Below are 17,175 nucleotides of genomic sequence, written 5' to 3'. Positions count from 1 at the left end.
CATTCATGTTTCTCACAATTATATTGAAAATTGTGATATCATAAAACATAAAATTTTATTAATGAGTTAGGAGTGCTTATATTGAAAGTTCAACCATCTACTAAAATGTCGTTATTTGAAAAAGCAATTTTTGGAGATTTGAAAGCCGCAGCTGCTGCAAAGCAAGCTCAAGGTTTTGACTTATATGATTTAAGCTTAGGCAGCCCTGACCTTCCACCAGATGAACGTGCTAGAAAAGTATTATCAGATCTTAGCTTTGCAACGGATTCATACGGTTATACACTTACCGGAACTAAACGTTTCAATGAAGCTGTTGCAGATTATTATAAGCGTCGTTCCAATGTTATATTAAATCCAGAGACGCAAATTGTTCAAACAATGGGTTCCCAAGAAGGACTCGTTCATCTACCAATTGCCTTTTGCGATGAAGGAGATATCATTCTTACGACAAATCCTGGATATGTAGCCTATGATGCTGGCATTAAACTTGCCGGTGCTAAACCCTATTATATGGAGCTATTAGAAGAAAACAATTTTTTACCTAATCTAGATGCAATACCAGAAGAAGTTGCGGTAAAGGCAAAACTAATGATATTAAATTTACCTGGAAATCCGGTTCCAGCAATGCCTGATCCGATTTTCTTTGAAAGAGTCGTAGCTTTTGCTAATAAGTACAATATTATTATTTTGCATGATGCGGCTTATTCAGAATTCTATTTTACTGGCGATGCACCGAACAGTTTCCTCTCAACACCAGGAGCTCTAGAAGTAGGTATGGAGATTAACTCTTTATCGAAGAGCTTTAGTCTAGCGGGAACACGCATTGCTTATATTGCAGGAAATGAAGAGATGATTAATATTATGAAACAATTAAAGTCGAATTTAGACTTTGGGATTTACGGCCCTATTCAAGAAGCTGGTATTGTTGTCTTAAATCACGCAGAGGAAATAACAGATCGACTACGTAAGATATTTTCCGAGAGATATCATTTCCTAACCCAAGCTTTAACTGATCTGGGTTGGAAGGTTGCACCTTCTACTGGAGGGATGTTCGTTTGGGCAAAATATCCCTATGAAATGAATGACAAGGATTTTGTATTTGAAGTAATCGATCAAACTGGTGTTGTAATGGTACCAGGCACTGTTTTTGGATCCGCTGGTGCTGGTTATGTTCGCATTGCATTAGTACAAGATATTAATATACTGAAGCTAGCAGTGGAACAATTAAAGAAGTTAAAGGTACTTTCAATTTGCTGAACATCTTCGTTTTTGAATCTAAAAAATAAAAAAGCAATCTCTAGTCATTTCACGACTTGAGATTGCTTTTTAATTGGGATGATTAAAACGAACTAAATTTTTACCGGAATTTTTAGCATCATACATAGCCTTATCCGCTTCTTTAAAAACGGATGTAGCTGTAGTGCCACTTATAGAAGAAAATGCAATACCAATACTTGCAGAGATATTCAATGCATAATCATTGATTGACCAAGAAGCCTGGATAGCTTGCTGAATATTTTCTACCTTTTCCAAGATTTGACCTTCCTCGTGGATATTGGCGATTAAAGCGATAAATTCATCTCCCCCTAATCTCGCTACAAAATCTTCGGAATCTATGACTTCCCTTAACCTGCTACCAAACTCTTGAATAACATCGTCTCCTGTTTCATGTCCAAAGTTATCGTTGATTTGTTTAAAGTCATCAATGTCTAGAAGGATTACCGCAAAGCCTTCACCCGTTTTTTCTTCTTGCTCTAAAATTTCCTGAAGGCGATTTGTAAAAAAACGCCTGTTTGGTAATCCTGTTAAAGAATCATGGTAGGCATAATACTCTAATTGGTCTACATTCTCTTTTTGCAACGAAATATCACGAGCAATTAGTAGCATGTATTTAAACTTGCCACTGTCATTAAATACCGGGGTACCATTTAGTTCAGTCCATATCCACCCCTTATTTACATGCATCGCTTTTAGCTCAACTTTGTAAGATTTCTTGTCTTTAATAGCTTGTTGAAAACGGTCTTCTAAAAGCACTACATCACCTGGATGTATATTCAAAAATGGATGCTTTTCCCCAATTTGTTGGTCATATTCAAATATTTCTTTGCCAGAAGGTGAGACATATAAATACTCTTGCTTATCGTTCAATAAAATAATAACGTCTTGTACATTTTCTGCTATAATACGAAACTTTTCTTCACTATCAATATATTTGCTTGCAAGCTTGTCTAACTCTCTCATATCTTTTACTCCGACGAAAATGCCCGTTTGCCGTCCGTCTAATATAATTGGAGTTAGTTTTACTAAGCAGCCCATTAAAGTTCCCGATTTACCCAAAAAGTTTAACCGATAGTCCCTCAGTTCACCGTTTAATGCTTGAGCAAGACATTCTTTCGCTTCTTCTTTGTCTTTTGTTTCTACAAAGTCGATAAAAAATTCTCCAATAAGTTCGTTTACTGTATAACCACTCAATTGTTCCAGTGCACGATTTCCACTAGTTATATATCCTTCCAAATCAATTTTAAATATAGCATCGGGATTATGGTCATAGAGAGATCTATATTCGGATTCTGTTGCTGCCAACTGACTTTGACTTTTCATCTTTTCGATTTCTATTAATCTCTCAGTTGTTATGTCCTTTGCTAGAGCCACGATATGCGTACATACTTCATCCTCGTTTAGGATTGGTGTTAAAGTTATCTCAACATAAATTCTGTCACCCGTTTTAATCTTAATACATTCCTCAAACAAGTGAATTTTCTTCTTCTTGATCACTTCCATACATTCCTTTTGTAGCTTGTTTGCAGGTTCTTCAGAGAGAATGCCATGTAACGATTTTCCAACTGCTTCATGAGTTAGGTTCAATCTATTTTTCAAAGATGTATTTAAAAACTCACATATAAATTGTTTTTTTTCTTCGACCCTCAATATAAAGACCATTTCTGGAATTCCATACATAAGCGCCTTAACTAATGATAGATTTTCATTCGCCATGTTCATTCACCTCTTAATACAATATTTATATTTAAATATACACTACTAAGCTTATTGAATGGAAAAATAGACCAAGAATGAGCCAGATAGGAAATTATCTAGCTACCCCTTGGTCTGTCTTCCCCTTTTGAAGGTTGTATAAGCGCAAACTTTTCCCAACGTCTGCTTTTCCATCTAAAGAACATAATTGTAGCACGGGTCCATTCATCTGCTGCTATGGCTAACCAAACTCCAACTAACCCTAGATCGAGTACAAATATTAAAAAGTATCCTAACGGTAAACTCATCATTACCATTGACAAGGCTCCCACAAATACAGGAAAAGTTGCATCACCTGCTGCACGTAAAGAATTGATAATGACTATATTTATCGTCCGACCAGTTTCTAAAAGAAAACTTAATAATAGTACAGATGCACCTATCTCAATTATTTCTTTATTGTCAGTGAATAGTCCCATTAATGGATAGCGTAATACTATGACAATAGTCACCATTGTTACTGTAAAAATAACTGCCCATTTCACACTAAACCAGACGGATTTATATGCTTCCTCTTTTTCACTTGCACCTACAAGTCGCCCGACGATAATTGCTGTTCCCATTCCAATAGCAATTGCAAACAAGTATGTGAACATCGATATATTAACTGCATATTGTCTTGCAGCCAATGATTCGGCTCCTAAATAGGTCACATAGTACAGGAACACAATTTGACAACCCTGATACAAAATCTGCTCAAATGCAGACGGAAGACCGATCCGTAAAATTTTTGCAATATATTCTTTCGACAGAGTGAAATAATAATGCACTTGCACACGGTACTCCATTACCCGATAAAGCAACCAGAAAAAGACAAGCAAAGCTAGAAAACGACTTAATACAGATGAAATAGCCGCACCTTGTACTCCTAGTTCTGGAAAACCAAATTTCCCAAAAATTAATGCGTAATTTCCTATTACATGAAAAACATTCATACCAAGAGAAACAAGCATGGTCTGTTTTGTATATCCATGTACACGAATAATAGCTGCGAGAGCATTAATAATGGCTTGTAAAAAAATTGCTCCGCCAACAATTGTCAAATATTGATTTGCGTGTGCTAAAACATCGCCTTGCAAATTCATCGCAACCATCATTTTTTTGGAAAATAGAACAAAACCAATACTCAGGATTACTCCGACACATAAATTTAATGTCACTGCCAAACCTGATATCTTTGATGCTTCTACATAACGTTTCGATCCTAGATATTGAGAAACAACAATCGCCGCACCATTACCGACAACTTCTAATACCAATATTGCTATGTGAATATACTGATTTGCCGCGCCCACTCCTGATACTGCATCATCCGAGAGTGCACTGAGCATAAAAGTATCGGCTATTCCCATTAACATAAATAAAAATACTTCTAAAAATATCGGCCAAGTCAAAGTAAATAAGCTTAACTTTTCCCCTAAATTGTTCTTTTTAGTGACTACCACTGCTACTCCTTCTTTATCCTGAAATTTTTAATAAGAAGAATCTTACCATAGAAACTGATTTTCTCCTATTGGTTTTATTGACTTAATACTAAATTTCTCCTGATCCTTCATACAAAAATACACGTTTGACTATTGAGGAAGTCAAACGTGCAATTATCTATTATTCAATCCCTATATGTTTATGAATATACTCTTTAATCTCTGGAACAGATAACTCTATTTCATATGTCAAAAGATTATCCTTTACATAAGCTAATTTATTTCGCTCTACAGCATCAGATTGGATGTGTAAAATATTGTCTATATATAATATTCCTTCATTAGTAATCATTTGGTCATGGTCACTCAGCAAACCTTTGTTGTTTAGTGCTTCCTGAATACTAGTCAAATTATCTCCTAATGCCTTTGTTAAAACTTCCCCTAATCCGTCAGCATTTTTATCATTTTTTTCCAAGAAATTACAAACATAGTAAGCTAAAAGAATCTGTTCTTTCTCTACTAATCTCCCCATAGGTTTTCCCCATTTCATCTTTTTCACTATTATTCCTTTTTTCTCTCAAGATTAAACATAAAAAGTTAAATGGAGTCTTGTTTTGTTGAGGGTTATTCAGCAACTACTTTTGCAATGTCGGATTTTATCGATTCCGGACTATCCGTTGGTGCATATCTTTTTATGATATTACCATTTTTATCGACAAGAAATTTAGTGAAATTCCATTTGATGTTTTTTGACAATATCCCTTTACTATTAGATGTTAAATGTTGAAATAGTGGGTGCGCTTCTTTACCATTTAACTTAGTCATTTCATGCATTGGAAATGTAACACCATAGCTCATTCGACATGCTTGCTCGGCTTCTTCCGCGTTACCTAACTCTTGTTTAAATTGATTCGACGGGAATCCTAAAACAACAAGCCCTTCTTCTTTATACTCATTATATATTTTTTCAAGTCCATCAAACTGACCGCTTAATCCACATTTAGTTGCTGTGTTTACGATAAGCATTGGTTTTCCCTTATACTCATTTAATTCGTACTCTTGGCCGTCCGATTTTTTCACTTTAATATCATAGATACTCAAATTACTCACTCCTTAAGTTGATTTAGAAATGCATTTAACTCTTTAAGGTTAGTCATTAAAGTCTTGGCGTTAATATCTAAATAATTGCAGCTAGTAATTTTACTAATAATTGCCCGTTCGATTGGTTTTTCTTGCTCTAATGCCTTTTCTGTCAATGAAATGACGAATGCTCGTTTATCCTTGTCAGACTGCTCTTTGTTAAGCCATCCATTTGCAATCATTCGGTTAATAATTGGATTTAAGGTTCCAATTCCTAGACCTAATTGATTTCCGATATCCTTCACTAACAAGTTATTCTGTTCCCATAACGTGAGCAATACTAGATATTGAGAGAATGTTAAATGGAATGGCTCCAAAGTTCGTGCATACAACTTAGAAAAGTTACTAGATGCTTTATAAACCTCGAAGCATAGCTGCTGTTCCAACTTGGAAGGATTGTTCATGAAAATCACACCTAAATTATTATTTTACGATTATTTCTACATCAATGGAATTTTTTACTGCTTTTGAATATGGGCAGTAATCATGCGCTTTTTTCACATACTTTTCTTTCAACTCATGATCGTCTAACCCAAAAATCTCTACTTCTAGCTTCGCAGCTAATTTCACTCCGCCGTTTTCTTTGTCCGCAATCAATGAAATAGTAGCAGTAACTTCACTTTTTTCTACTTTTACTTTATCCTGTTCTAACACAAGCTCTAAAGCACTGTTAAAGCAAGAACTGTATCCCGCAGCAAAAAGTTGTTCTGGATTTGATGCTGTAGTCGCTTCCCCGCCTAAAGCTTGTGGTTTAGCAATGTCCAAATAAAATATATTATCTAATGAATGTACCTCACCTTGTCGTCCACCAGTATTTACAATAGTTGTTTCGTATAATGTTTTCATATTCTTTCCTCCTCTAGTTTGTATTGCGTTCCATCTAATTATCAGAATAAACTATATCGTGTACGATGTAAAATAATATGCATTACAAAAAAGTGTATGAAATTTTCCATCAGAAAATTCCACACACTTTTATTTAAGAACCTATAAACAATACACACTGACTAATCGCGATATAAAATCCGACATTATTTACAGGGGAGTTATCATTCACTTCAAGCTGAATTTTAAATAAATCATTAAGCTCTGCCTTCCACTTGGCGATCTCACTATCATTATAGATAAACTTAGACCAGTCTTCCATTTCCTTATCCAATTTTATCTGTACATTACCATCTGATATTAGTAAGTCTGGAACGAGCTCTTTCCATTTATCATAAGCAACTAAGTATTTATTCTCGTTAATATAGTCATAAACCTCAAAATAAACCCTACCTTTTCGAGATAGTTTTTTACACATGCAAATTAAATTCTCGTTACTATCGTAAACGTTATAGATAAGAAAGTAACGGTAATCCATTATTTTATCTAACCGTTTTTTTAAACCATTAGAATAATATCGTTGAAATATAAAAACAACTTCTCCTCTTTCATTGTAAACAGGGGTTTTCGGATTCTCTGCAATATTAACCGGTTGTTCGTATGTATAGTTAGCCATGTTTATTCCTCCTGTGAAAATTACTACATAACTCGACTAAATTATTTCCCGGGAAACAAATCCCTATTAAGGTCTAATAGATTTAGGCCCTTCTGAATCTATATGTAACAAAGCAATGCTCATGAATCATATTAGCTCATGAGCATTCAACAACATTATCTGCACTTATAGATTTTATCATCTATGCTAGCGATTTACGCTGGTAATTTAGAATATCTTCCATTGATTTATCGAAGGGGATAAAAGATGACATATTTTCTACTATAAGATTAGAAGAATGCATAATCTCTTTTTCTTCTAATTTATCTTCAATAGACTCCACTGTGAACTCAACACTAGAAATGGCCTGCAAACTACTAGTAATTTCTTTTAGGTATCTTGGCAGTCCCGAGGTTATATTATGCATACTACCAGATTGACTTTTATTAAAAATAATTTCATATCCACTAACTGCATCACGCACATCTAGAAAATCGCGTTGGGCCAACAAATTGTTTATCTTGAGAACTTTTTCTGACCCTAGTAATTCCATTTCTGCAACTTTTTTAGCTAAAATAGAGCAAACCCCGTTTGATTTTCCTGGACCTATTAAATTTGACGGATTCGCAATGACGATATCCATTTCATATAATAACTGCCAAGACCTTGCTACTAGTGTTTGTAAGGTTTTACTTAAGCTATATGGATGTTCTAAAGTTGTAATATCATTTATATCAAATTGAAGAGTAGACCCTACGACTACAACCCTACATTCAGGAATTTCGTGTCTAATCGCTTCCAGTAAATAAGCTGTGGACATTGTATTTACTTCTAAAGAAGCGATTGGATTTGTCCAGGATGAGGGTACATGGTTTTGCCCTGCCAAATGGAGGACTCTGTCTGGATTGTGCTTTTTTATCAAGTCCATTATTTCATTTCTATTTGTTAGATCACACGGTTCGATTTGTATTTGACTACCTTTTATAGTAAATGGCTTTCTAGAAACTCCAATTACTTCGTAGCCAGCTTGTTGAAAATGACGACAGGCATGAATACCTGTAAAACCAGTAGCCCCTGTTATTAATAACTTCGTCTCGTTGGTCATTCCATTAGCTCGTTCTCAAAATATGCACTAGAGTCACTTTCTAAATGCTTATTGAATGTATACGTTTCTTTTAGACCATCCTCGATTGTATATGATGGATTCCAATTTAACAGATTTCTAGCCTTTTCATTGCACAGGCAACTATGTTTAATATCCCCTTCCCTCGGTGCAGTAAACTCTCGTTGAATGGATATTCCATGAATCTCTGTTAATAAGGATAATATATCGTTTATGGAAGTCTTTTGTGAGGTACTTACCTGGATCGTTTCTTGATTACCAGACTCCAATGCCGCAATATTGGCAGCAACAATGTCCTTTACGTAGATAAAGTCTCTCGTTTGCTGTCCATCGCCATGTACATTGATATGTCCACCTTTTTGAAGTCGATCTAAAAATACAGAAACAACTCCACCTTCTCCTTTAGGACGTACGGTTGGTTTATCATTTCTTCCCCCCTAACATATAAATAAAGTTAGTGTATCCATGAAATAATAAAAATGTGTATACATTAGGTACTTCTTCTCATTTTCCAAAAACCGCTCAAATACCCATACCTGTCTCTGACTTTTAGTCATATGTTGAAAGAGAAATGAAAAAGAGGAACATGTTTGGCTTTAAAAATTGTTAAATTAGCTATCACGCCAAAACAAACGATTTCAACTTCACCCACTGTAGCACGCTACTTTCATGAGGTACCAGAAACTATCCATGAGGTTACCACGCATAAGATTAATGCATCCGATTTTCTAACTGATCAGGGGGAAATAGCGCAATCGTTGCCGGTTCTAAATTTAAACAACAGTTACTTTAATGTATATATAAATGGAGTATTACAGATGGATGAAAATTTCTCATATACAGCTGGAGAAGATGGAATTGGATCTTTACTTCTCTCTCTACCAGATGACTCAGAAATCCCTAAAGGTACTCCCATTATTATGGAGACGGTCAACTTTCATCCAGAGATAGTATCAGAATAGACAGGGAAACCTGTCTTTTTTTATTTGTCCTTTCTCTATTTTTCTCCGAAGCAATCTTAAATTATTTTTCTACTTATAGGAAACTAGCCCCTGCTCTATTTCATTCTCTAGCATTAACTATTAATAAGGTGCATGTACGCCTTGGCCTTGGGGACCTTTGCTTAGCTTCCATACAATTGAAAAAACACAACCTTAGACCATACTCAGGAGTACTAGATTGGATGGCTAGTATAGATCTATCTCAGGTAAATGAACTACTAGAAAATCGTTTTATAGGGTTTCTTGAATATGATAATCTACGTGTGATCGGTTACGCCGATGATTTTATATGCCTTTCAGATGATGGCTATAATCTTGTTTCCAATCATGATTTTGATGGAGAAAAAAATACATTAAATTATTTAGGGGGCTATGCAGAAGTAATGGAGAAGTACGAACGAAGAATTCAACGCTTTCTTTCAGAAATGGAAAATGCTAAAAGAATATTATTCGTTCGAACAGAAGGTACACTCGAGGATGCAGCTGTTTTACAAGACGTACTTTCCAGAATAGTAAAACACGACTTCAGTATTCTACTTATCAATCACACATATGTTCCAGGAATTGTAGAAAAAAGTTGGCCTTTAGATAAAGTTTGTTCGATTGAGTTTCCTAATATAGACAAATGGGAAGGAAATCACGACTTATGGAAAGAGGTGTTAAGCGGGATTCGTTTGCGCAAGTAGCTTAATGTGCAAAACGTTTCTAAAATCAAGCAATTATTAGGGAGGAAAAATGGTGTTTACCGATGCAACAATATTGATAACCGGGGGGACAGGCTCATGGGGAATTGAACTAGTCACACAACTTCTTCTTCTTGACCCTAGGAAAGTTATTATTTTTTCAAGAAACGAAAATAGACAAGTCATGATGCGCCAGAACTTTGAAGATACAAGATTACAATTTAGTATAGGGGATATACGAGACGAAAATGCTCTATCTTCCGCATGTGTTGGTGTGGATTATGTTTTTCACTTAGCCGCACTAAAACATGTCCCCGTATGTGAGGAAAATCCTTTAGAGGCTATTAAAACGAATATAGTCGGAACGCAGAATGTAATTGAAACTTCCATAAAGAACCAAGTCAAAAAAGTAATTTATGTTTCTACTGATAAAGCTGCAGATCCAGCTAATACGTACGGAATGACAAAGGCACTTGGGGAAAAGCTGATTCTTGGTGCAAACGAATTAGGTTCGCTCACTAGGTTCTTGTGCATTCGAGGAGGGAATGTGCTTGGAAGCAGTGGCAGTGTCCTACCAATTTTCATGAGACAACTAGAAGAAGAGAACAAAATCCGGATAACCGATAAAAGGATGACACGTTATTTTGTCACACCAAAACAAGCGATTAAAACGCTACTTCAAGCTACAGAGTTGGGAAATGGAGGAGAAATTTTTGTCATGTATATGAACGCTTGTAATATACTCGACTTGGCAGAAGTTCTCATCGAGTATTACAATAAGAAAAATGTTCACATCCTTGAAACCGGTGCTCGAGTCGGAGAAAAGACTCATGAAGTATTAGTAGCAGAAAACGAAATACCAATGGCCACCGTATTTAACAAGGATCTGATAAAAATTACCCCTGTGAACTCTACCAGCAAAACTTCTTCTATACCTTCTATTCTAGTAGATACAAAACAAAATTTAATGACAAAACAAGAAATTAAAGAACTATTAGTAGAAGGAGGCTTTCTAAAGTAAGTAAAAGTACATTTCAAATTGCCTTTAAAATAGTAAATAACAAAAAACTAGACTCGCCTAAATTGTCTAGTTTTTTTGTATTTCACTTTTAGGATACCTTTTCATCTGCTGTAGGATAAACAAAAACACACCGACTAGCACTAGAATACCACCAACAATTTGCCAGCCTACTAATCGTTCTCCTAGGAAAATAGCAGCAAGGATAGTTGCTCCTACCGGCTCTCCTAAAATACTCATAGATATCGTAGTAGCTGTTACATAATTCATCAACCAATTGTTTATCAAATGAGAAATAGTCGGTACTACCGCTAACAACACAAAAATTCCCCACTCTCTTGAATCATACCCTCCCATAGCAACACCTGCGAGTAGGTTATAGACAATGAGTGCAATAGCGGCAAAGCCAAAGACAGTGAAACTATAAATCCAATGGGAAACTACTTTCACTGCTTTTTGCCCGATCAATAAATATCCAACAACCGCAATCACACTTAGAAAAGAAAGTATATCGCCAAGAATGGCATTTCTACTTAGACCAAAATCGCCCCATCCGACCATCACCGCTCCTATTACAGCAATACCCATGGTCATAAGTGCGGATTTCGTAGTTCTCTCTTTAAACAAAATGACACCACCAACCAACGCGATAATCGGCTGCAATGCCAAAATAATTGTTGAGCTAGCAACTGTTGTCAGTTTTAAAGAACCAAACCATAGTGCAAAATGTAGAGCTAAGAACATACCTGCGACAAACAGTAATAGCCATTCTCTGTTTGTTAGTTTTTTAAACTCTGCCCTTTTAATCCATACAACTGGCAGTAATAGCAGGGTCGCTAAAATCATGCGATACATACTTAATATTGTTGCGGGCGCATGAGACCACTTGACGAAAATAGCTGCAAACGAAATTGCTATAATGGAAATGATTAATGGTAATACAATTGATTTGGATGCATTTGCTTGATTCACTAACTTACCCCGTTCTATTAATTTTCTTTGCTTATAAACTAATCTTAATATACTGGATAAAATTAAAATAAGAAATACAAAAAACTTCTCATTTTACAATAAGAAGTTTTAGGACTTATCTCTTTTCCACTTTCTGTATCTATCATAAATACCTTTACAAGTAGTGTAACCTATTATAGCGATCGCTAGACCAATTCCTGTTAATGCTGTAATAAGTGATATCCACTCAAAAAAGGAATATCCCGGAACCTTCGACCAATCTGTTTTTCCCTTCCAATCCTCAATAACAAGATTCATCCCATAGATACCCGAAACTACTGTGAATATAGTTAACATAAACAGCAATGAGTTACGTCGTTTGCTTGCTTGATTGTTTTGAGCCTTATATAGATCATCTACAGTTTGTCTTACCTCATCGAAAAGATCTTGTAAACGAAATACTTCCCGCAACTTCTGGGTAAGCTCTTTTCCTTCTGTTCTAGCCGAAACCTCTTCAAAATAATAGCGTGAATAGAATTTTGATATGAGTTCTATTAACTCCTCTACATATCTTTTATCCTTTGCCCAACTAACTTCACTATGTTCATAAGAAACTTTTAACAATATAATTTTATAATAGTAATGCAACATTAAATTATAATAATGCACACTCATAAATTGAGAAACACTTTGTTTTAACTGTTCTTTTTTCTTATTAGAGATAGTGACCTGAGTATGTTCAGAAGAAATTGTATATGTATGCGGTGCCCAACGATCATGAATACGTGCATCAACATAGCGGTTCACGTACTCTGGGTTGGAACTAGAGATAAATGCATTTCCGTCTATATCCTTACCATCTAAATGCGCCAAGCGGAACAGCTGATCTTTTGTAATTTCGGTTTTATCATCCGCTATTAGGAATACAGAAGTATGCATTCGCTCATCCTCAAAATAAGGAAGACTCCCGTAATAACCCGCTAATTTCTCATTATGGATGATATACGGCTTTAACGGTAAACAAATATAGTCAAAAACAAGTTCATTTGTATTATTGAACACTTTACCATCATGGTGGATTTTAGCACCTTTATCCTTGGGAAGCTTGGGTTCAAGCACACAAAAATGATCAATGCAATCCAATAAATTCGTCAATGTTTCCTGCTCTTGATCCATTGCTACCCGGATCGTAATGATACCGATACCGAATGGACACAAGACAATATCCATACTATTAATGATAAAATTTAGTTTATTGTCATGTACTTCGTATACAAACGAATCTTTAATTACTTTGGAGTAACGCAAAAATCCCCTATTTTTAATCGAAGGAGGGAAAAGCTTATCCTCAATAAATGGCAGAAAAAATTGATCCAATTCCTCATGTGAAATGTTAATATTTTCTCCATAGTACTTATCTTGTAGCTCTTCATTATCTAAAGTAAAAAACGTGTAATGATTCTTTTCAAGTTGTGCCATTAGCTCTTTCCGCTCTTTCTCTCGAAAAGAAAACGGAAAAAAATACGTCATATATGCATCAGTAATATTCAAGGGTTGGATTTCTATTTTATCCATTTAAGTTCTCTCCCTTGTTTGTCATTATTATTCTTTACCACCGTACATTCATCTATAAACCAAAATACAGTCATTCCTAAAGTTTACTTTAGGAATGACTGTATTAGCTAACTAATTGTTACTAAAGATTGTTGTTGTTGTTGTTATTGTTGTTGCGGTTATTGTTACGTTGGTTTTGGTTGTTGTTGTTTCTGTTTTGTTCGTTTTGGTTTTGCTCGTTTAGATTGTCAAAGTTGAAATCTTCACCGAACTCAGCTGGATTGTTTTGGTTATTGTTATTGCGATTGTTGTTGTTATTATTGTTGTTATTGTTATTTCGGTTATTATTGTTTCCCATGACTGCTCACCTCCCTGGCTGTATTAGATTGGTCCAAATAGTGAATTATATACTTACTTTTTTAACTTTTTATCAGTGCTTTTTTCTAGTGCTATCGAATCAGTATTGAATTCCTCAGCAAACTCCGTTTGGAGATTCGTTCGATTATAGTATCCAACCTTCTCATCAGGATTAACTTTCTTTGGTTCAAAGATATTTGTGTCCATATATCGATGCAACAAGAATTCTCCTATCATTAACAACAATGCAGATATAAAAGAAGCTGTCCCTAGAGCAATTGGTTGCTCATAAAAATATGATCCCAACAAGTAAATAACGGCATAGGCAATGACAAAGTCACTTATCCCCGCCCAAGTATTTCCTATTCTAGGTAATATAAAGACATCTCCTACATATCCTACTGCTGTTAGAACCACACTAGTAATGAGTATATCTGTAAAAGAAACGTCATAAAAAAGGCTTAAAACAATCCATAGCACCGCAGTTATCATGACAAACTTCATTAATAGTGCTTTCATATACACTATTTAAGCCCACCTTCCAAACGCTTTAAGTTTTTTTAGTTAATGGATCGGCCTTAGACTGTTGCTTTGCAAACCATTCATTTATTTCACGATAACTCATTCCTGCATTTGCATTTAACCTTTTTACTTCCTCAATGTCTGTCCCTGCAACTGTAAATTTTTTATTATTACTTATAGCAAACCCTTCCTTTCCATTATTGAATGTAGGTCGACTTTTTTTGTACCATTGATAAAACAAGATTATAAGTAGCCCTACCTCCACAGTGTCCCCACCATAGTACATAATCATGCTACCTAATTCCGCTTGATCACTTGGCACTCCCGTTGGAGGATTCCCATAAATATATTTGGAGAGAACGGAATGACCTGCTAAAGCCAATACAAAAACAACAGTCCGGTATAAGTAACTTTTTCTAAAGGGTGTCACATCAACATAAATGATGGAAATCGTAAATACATACCCAGCTAAGAAGATATGTGCATGAATAATCACATATAGGAGCATATTTTCGTGCATCATAAGAAATAAATCTGTTGTATAAAGCACCCACAAGCCACCAATATTTAATATAGAAGCAACAACTGGATGCTGAACAAGATGTAGAGGACGGCTATTACGTAAAATTTTAGTTAGTTTCCTTGCTGTTGGGATACGAATCGTACGAAGGAGTAGCGTCACTGGAGCCCCTAAAGCCAACAAAAGTGGTGCCAGCATCCCCAGTAATACATGCCCAATCATATGAGCCGAAAAATCTGTGTGCGATAAATCTGCGATGGGGCCAACTAGCGAAAGAAGCGCACATAATATACCAAAGCTCCAAGCAACCATACGGTACCCTGGCCATGTTTTTTTCTTTCGATTGGACAGAACTACCGCCAATATATATATAACAAATAACAGGATAAAAGGAATTGCTAAAAAAATTTGGAGAGTAGCAGCTGAATACTGTTCATGAGTATGCACCTAAAGTCAGCCCTCCTTTTTATGATTTGTCTGTTGTATTAAAATTGCTCCGATCAAAATCATTAAGGCAGCTAAAATATTCCATACCAAATCATAGGGTAGTATATCTACGCCATAGCGAATCTGGTGTAAACCCATCCATTTATGCTGAATAATACCGTCATACAGTTGAAATACACCTGCACCTAAAAGAATTCCACCAACCCATCTCTTCAACCAAAACGCATGTCGCCTATGAAGGTCTGCTAGTAGAAACGATGCTCCTATCGTAGCTATAAAACTAAACGCATGAAAGAGACCGTCCGACACTAATCCAATATCGGTAGTAGATTTATCATAAAAATGGTGCCAATGAAGAAGTTGATGAAAAACTACTTCATCTATAAATGCCACAATCCCAAGTCCAAATAAAATGCCTGTCCACATATTCTGTTTGGCATATGCTTTTTTGTTCGGATTTTGTTTAAAATCAGAGGAATCGCTTATTGAATTGGTCATTTTAAAACCCCTTTTTAGACTAGCTTTTCCTTTTCCATAAGGAATTAAACTTTTCTCCAGTGATTAGTGACTAATGTTAAGCGAAACAGAGATATTTTTGTAAGAATGAAACTGTTATTAACAGGATATCCACAGAAATTTCTGACAACTTAAAAATGTATTACCATCTATACATAGCTCCCCTAACCTAGGAAGAGCCTCTCTTTCACAGTATATCCCGTTGTGTTTTAGTCCATAAAAATTATCGTTAATTTAAACCCTTCCTTTAAATATGTGTATAAGTTTTCAAGAATTACTAGCTACCAATTATCCTTTACTCTCAGTATAAAAAAACTAAGACTTATTCTCTTCTAAAAAATAAATACCAGGGAAATCAACAATGTTAGTTGTTAATTTCCCTGGTATTTTTTATTTTTTAACTGCACTTAACTTTTGGTTTAATAAATATAAAACAGATTCAGTAAAATGCCCTGGAGCAACTCGTGACATCTCTTCGATTGTTTTATATTGTATTAGATGAAAGTGCTGATGTTTTTCTAGACCCGGTAAAATACTATTCAAAATTCCTCGAGCTTGCGAGTTCATCAGAATATCCGAGAAAGAGGTATTAATAGAGAATACGTCATCTGTAACTGCCAGTTCTTCTATTTGTACGTTAGAAGTGTTCGGCTTAACAAACCAATCCGTAACAGCGTAAATATCAACCTCGACAGGAGGAGACACAACAGGTTCTTTTTGCACAGGCGACGATGCCGCTTTAACTTCTTTTTCAGGAGCTTTTTCTGTTTCGGGAATCACTTCTGTCTCAGGTTTTGTCGTTGGTGACGTTTCTACTGCAGGGGCAGGAGTTGTTTCAGGGACCACTACTAGATCCGGAGCCGATGCAGGAACAGGTGCTGTTGCGGGCATTGGAACGGTCACTAATTTTAACTGCGCCGCTTGACCATCTAATTGTGCTTTTGCATTTGCTAAAATGATATCTATATTTTGCATAACCGCAGCTTGTTGCTCACTACTATCTATTTTCATACCTGCTTTTATGTTATTAGCATATTCTTGTAACGCTGTAATGCGAGTTTGTTTTTGAGTTGCTGTAAATTCAGCCAATTGTTTCTCTGCTAATTGCATCTCCGTATTTAATTGACCTTTCAATTGTCCCATCAAAACTTCTCTTTCAGCACCAATAGCTTGATCTATTTCTTTTATGGATTTATCTTGTTTTTTGGAGAACCAGTTCGCCATTACCTGTTGAACATCTACGTCAGCTAAAGCCGTTTTCATCCCTGTTCCTAAACCAATACTTAAAACCAAAATCCCACTTATTATGAGCATTTTTTTAATACGTCTAATTTTTTTATACTTTTCCGTTCTGCTTAACATGGTTTTTCCTCCTATTTGAAGAATAAGGACCTCAAAAGTATGAG

Annotated in this window: 19 protein-coding genes and 1 pseudogene; 4 read left to right on the top strand and 16 right to left on the bottom strand. The window is 35.5% G+C overall.

Translation table 11 applies throughout. The annotated features are described in order from the left end of the window. Positions 1-81: 81 nt before the first annotated feature. Entirely contained in the window at positions 82-1,257 is a 1,176-nt protein-coding gene (locus tag BM260_RS11060; protein WP_093537413.1) for an aminotransferase class I/II-fold pyridoxal phosphate-dependent enzyme, read from the top strand. A 69-nt stretch (positions 1,258-1,326) separates the two neighbouring features. Here BM260_RS11060 and BM260_RS11055 read toward each other — a convergent pair whose 3' ends face one another. From BM260_RS11055 to BM260_RS11015, 9 genes and pseudogenes are all read right to left on the bottom strand, one after another. Continuing rightward, positions 1,327-2,994: a diguanylate cyclase domain-containing protein gene (locus BM260_RS11055; protein WP_175496277.1), complete on the bottom strand. Its 1,668-nt coding sequence runs from the start codon at positions 2,992-2,994 to the stop codon at positions 1,327-1,329. A 98-nt stretch (positions 2,995-3,092) separates the two neighbouring features. Continuing rightward, on the bottom strand, positions 3,093-4,478 hold the full coding sequence (locus tag BM260_RS11050; protein WP_245762704.1) for an MATE family efflux transporter: 1,386 nt from the start codon (positions 4,476-4,478) through the stop codon (positions 3,093-3,095). Positions 4,479-4,638: 160 nt separating this feature from the next. Continuing rightward, a complete protein-coding gene (locus BM260_RS11045) occupies positions 4,639-4,989 on the bottom strand; it encodes a hypothetical protein (RefSeq protein WP_139219919.1) in 351 nt (116 codons plus the stop codon). Between the two features lie 92 nt (positions 4,990-5,081). After that, entirely contained in the window at positions 5,082-5,558 is a 477-nt protein-coding gene (locus BM260_RS11040; RefSeq protein WP_093537410.1) for a glutathione peroxidase, read from the bottom strand. Positions 5,559-5,563: 5 nt separating this feature from the next. Further along, positions 5,564-6,001 (bottom strand): MarR family winged helix-turn-helix transcriptional regulator, encoded by a 438-nt coding sequence (locus BM260_RS11035; protein WP_093537409.1) that lies wholly within the window; start codon positions 5,999-6,001, stop codon positions 5,564-5,566. A 19-nt stretch (positions 6,002-6,020) separates the two neighbouring features. Continuing rightward, on the bottom strand, positions 6,021-6,443 hold the full coding sequence (locus BM260_RS11030; RefSeq protein ID WP_093537408.1) for an organic hydroperoxide resistance protein: 423 nt from the start codon (positions 6,441-6,443) through the stop codon (positions 6,021-6,023). Positions 6,444-6,576: 133 nt separating this feature from the next. After that, entirely contained in the window at positions 6,577-7,098 is a 522-nt protein-coding gene (locus BM260_RS11025; protein WP_093537407.1) for a tubby C-terminal domain-like protein, read from the bottom strand. Between the two features lie 181 nt (positions 7,099-7,279). After that, the gene (locus BM260_RS11020; protein WP_093537406.1) at positions 7,280-8,182 is read right to left on the bottom strand and encodes an NAD-dependent epimerase/dehydratase family protein; all 903 of its coding nucleotides are present in this window, start codon (positions 8,180-8,182) and stop codon (positions 7,280-7,282) included. Further along, positions 8,179-8,586: pseudogene (locus tag BM260_RS11015) on the bottom strand (GDP-mannose 4,6-dehydratase); the annotation flags it as partial. The pseudogene BM260_RS11015 and the gene BM260_RS11020, both read right to left, overlap by 4 nt. A 204-nt stretch (positions 8,587-8,790) precedes the next feature. On the opposite strand from BM260_RS11015, the gene BM260_RS11010 reads away from it, so the two are divergent. The 3 genes from BM260_RS11010 to BM260_RS11000 all read left to right on the top strand — a co-directional run bounded on the left by BM260_RS11010 (position 8,791) and on the right by BM260_RS11000 (position 10,905). Beyond that, positions 8,791-9,162 (top strand): DUF4183 domain-containing protein, encoded by a 372-nt coding sequence (locus BM260_RS11010; protein WP_093537405.1) that lies wholly within the window; start codon positions 8,791-8,793, stop codon positions 9,160-9,162. 128 nt (positions 9,163-9,290) lie between these two features. Next, positions 9,291-9,887 (top strand): DUF1796 family putative cysteine peptidase, encoded by a 597-nt coding sequence (locus BM260_RS11005; protein ID WP_322788082.1) that lies wholly within the window; start codon positions 9,291-9,293, stop codon positions 9,885-9,887. Between the two features lie 52 nt (positions 9,888-9,939). Continuing rightward, positions 9,940-10,905 carry a polysaccharide biosynthesis protein gene (locus BM260_RS11000; RefSeq protein ID WP_093537403.1) on the top strand — a complete coding sequence of 322 codons (966 nt, stop codon included), beginning with the start codon at positions 9,940-9,942 and terminating at the stop codon, positions 10,903-10,905. A 66-nt stretch (positions 10,906-10,971) separates the two neighbouring features. Here the strand turns inward: BM260_RS11000 and BM260_RS10995 are convergent, their stop codons facing one another. From BM260_RS10995 to BM260_RS10965, 7 genes are all read right to left on the bottom strand, one after another. Continuing rightward, positions 10,972-11,874 carry a DMT family transporter gene (locus BM260_RS10995; protein WP_093537402.1) on the bottom strand — a complete coding sequence of 301 codons (903 nt, stop codon included), beginning with the start codon at positions 11,872-11,874 and terminating at the stop codon, positions 10,972-10,974. Positions 11,875-11,982: 108 nt separating this feature from the next. Then, entirely contained in the window at positions 11,983-13,428 is a 1,446-nt protein-coding gene (locus BM260_RS10990) for a magnesium transporter CorA family protein (RefSeq protein ID WP_093537401.1), read from the bottom strand. A 121-nt stretch (positions 13,429-13,549) separates the two neighbouring features. Beyond that, positions 13,550-13,765: a histidinol-phosphatase gene (locus BM260_RS10985; RefSeq protein ID WP_093537400.1), complete on the bottom strand. Its 216-nt coding sequence runs from the start codon at positions 13,763-13,765 to the stop codon at positions 13,550-13,552. A gap of 53 nt (positions 13,766-13,818) precedes the next feature. Then, complete coding sequence (locus BM260_RS10980; RefSeq protein WP_139219918.1) at positions 13,819-14,283, bottom strand: YndM family protein; 465 nt, start codon at positions 14,281-14,283, stop codon at positions 13,819-13,821. Between the two features lie 31 nt (positions 14,284-14,314). Further along, positions 14,315-15,253 carry a cytochrome c oxidase assembly protein gene (locus tag BM260_RS10975; protein WP_093537398.1) on the bottom strand — a complete coding sequence of 313 codons (939 nt, stop codon included), beginning with the start codon at positions 15,251-15,253 and terminating at the stop codon, positions 14,315-14,317. Between the two features lie 6 nt (positions 15,254-15,259). Beyond that, complete coding sequence (locus BM260_RS10970; protein WP_245762719.1) at positions 15,260-15,679, bottom strand: DUF2243 domain-containing protein; 420 nt, start codon at positions 15,677-15,679, stop codon at positions 15,260-15,262. A 480-nt stretch (positions 15,680-16,159) separates the two neighbouring features. Continuing rightward, positions 16,160-17,131: a hypothetical protein gene (locus BM260_RS10965; RefSeq protein ID WP_093537396.1), complete on the bottom strand. Its 972-nt coding sequence runs from the start codon at positions 17,129-17,131 to the stop codon at positions 16,160-16,162. Between the last annotated feature and the right edge of the window lie 44 nt (positions 17,132-17,175).

The organism is Psychrobacillus psychrotolerans, from assembly GCF_900115805.1.
Taxonomy (GTDB): domain Bacteria; phylum Bacillota; class Bacilli; order Bacillales_A; family Planococcaceae; genus Psychrobacillus; species Psychrobacillus psychrotolerans.
Note: the sequence above shows the minus strand (reverse complement) of the source record. Positions and strands in the feature narration are given on the sequence as shown.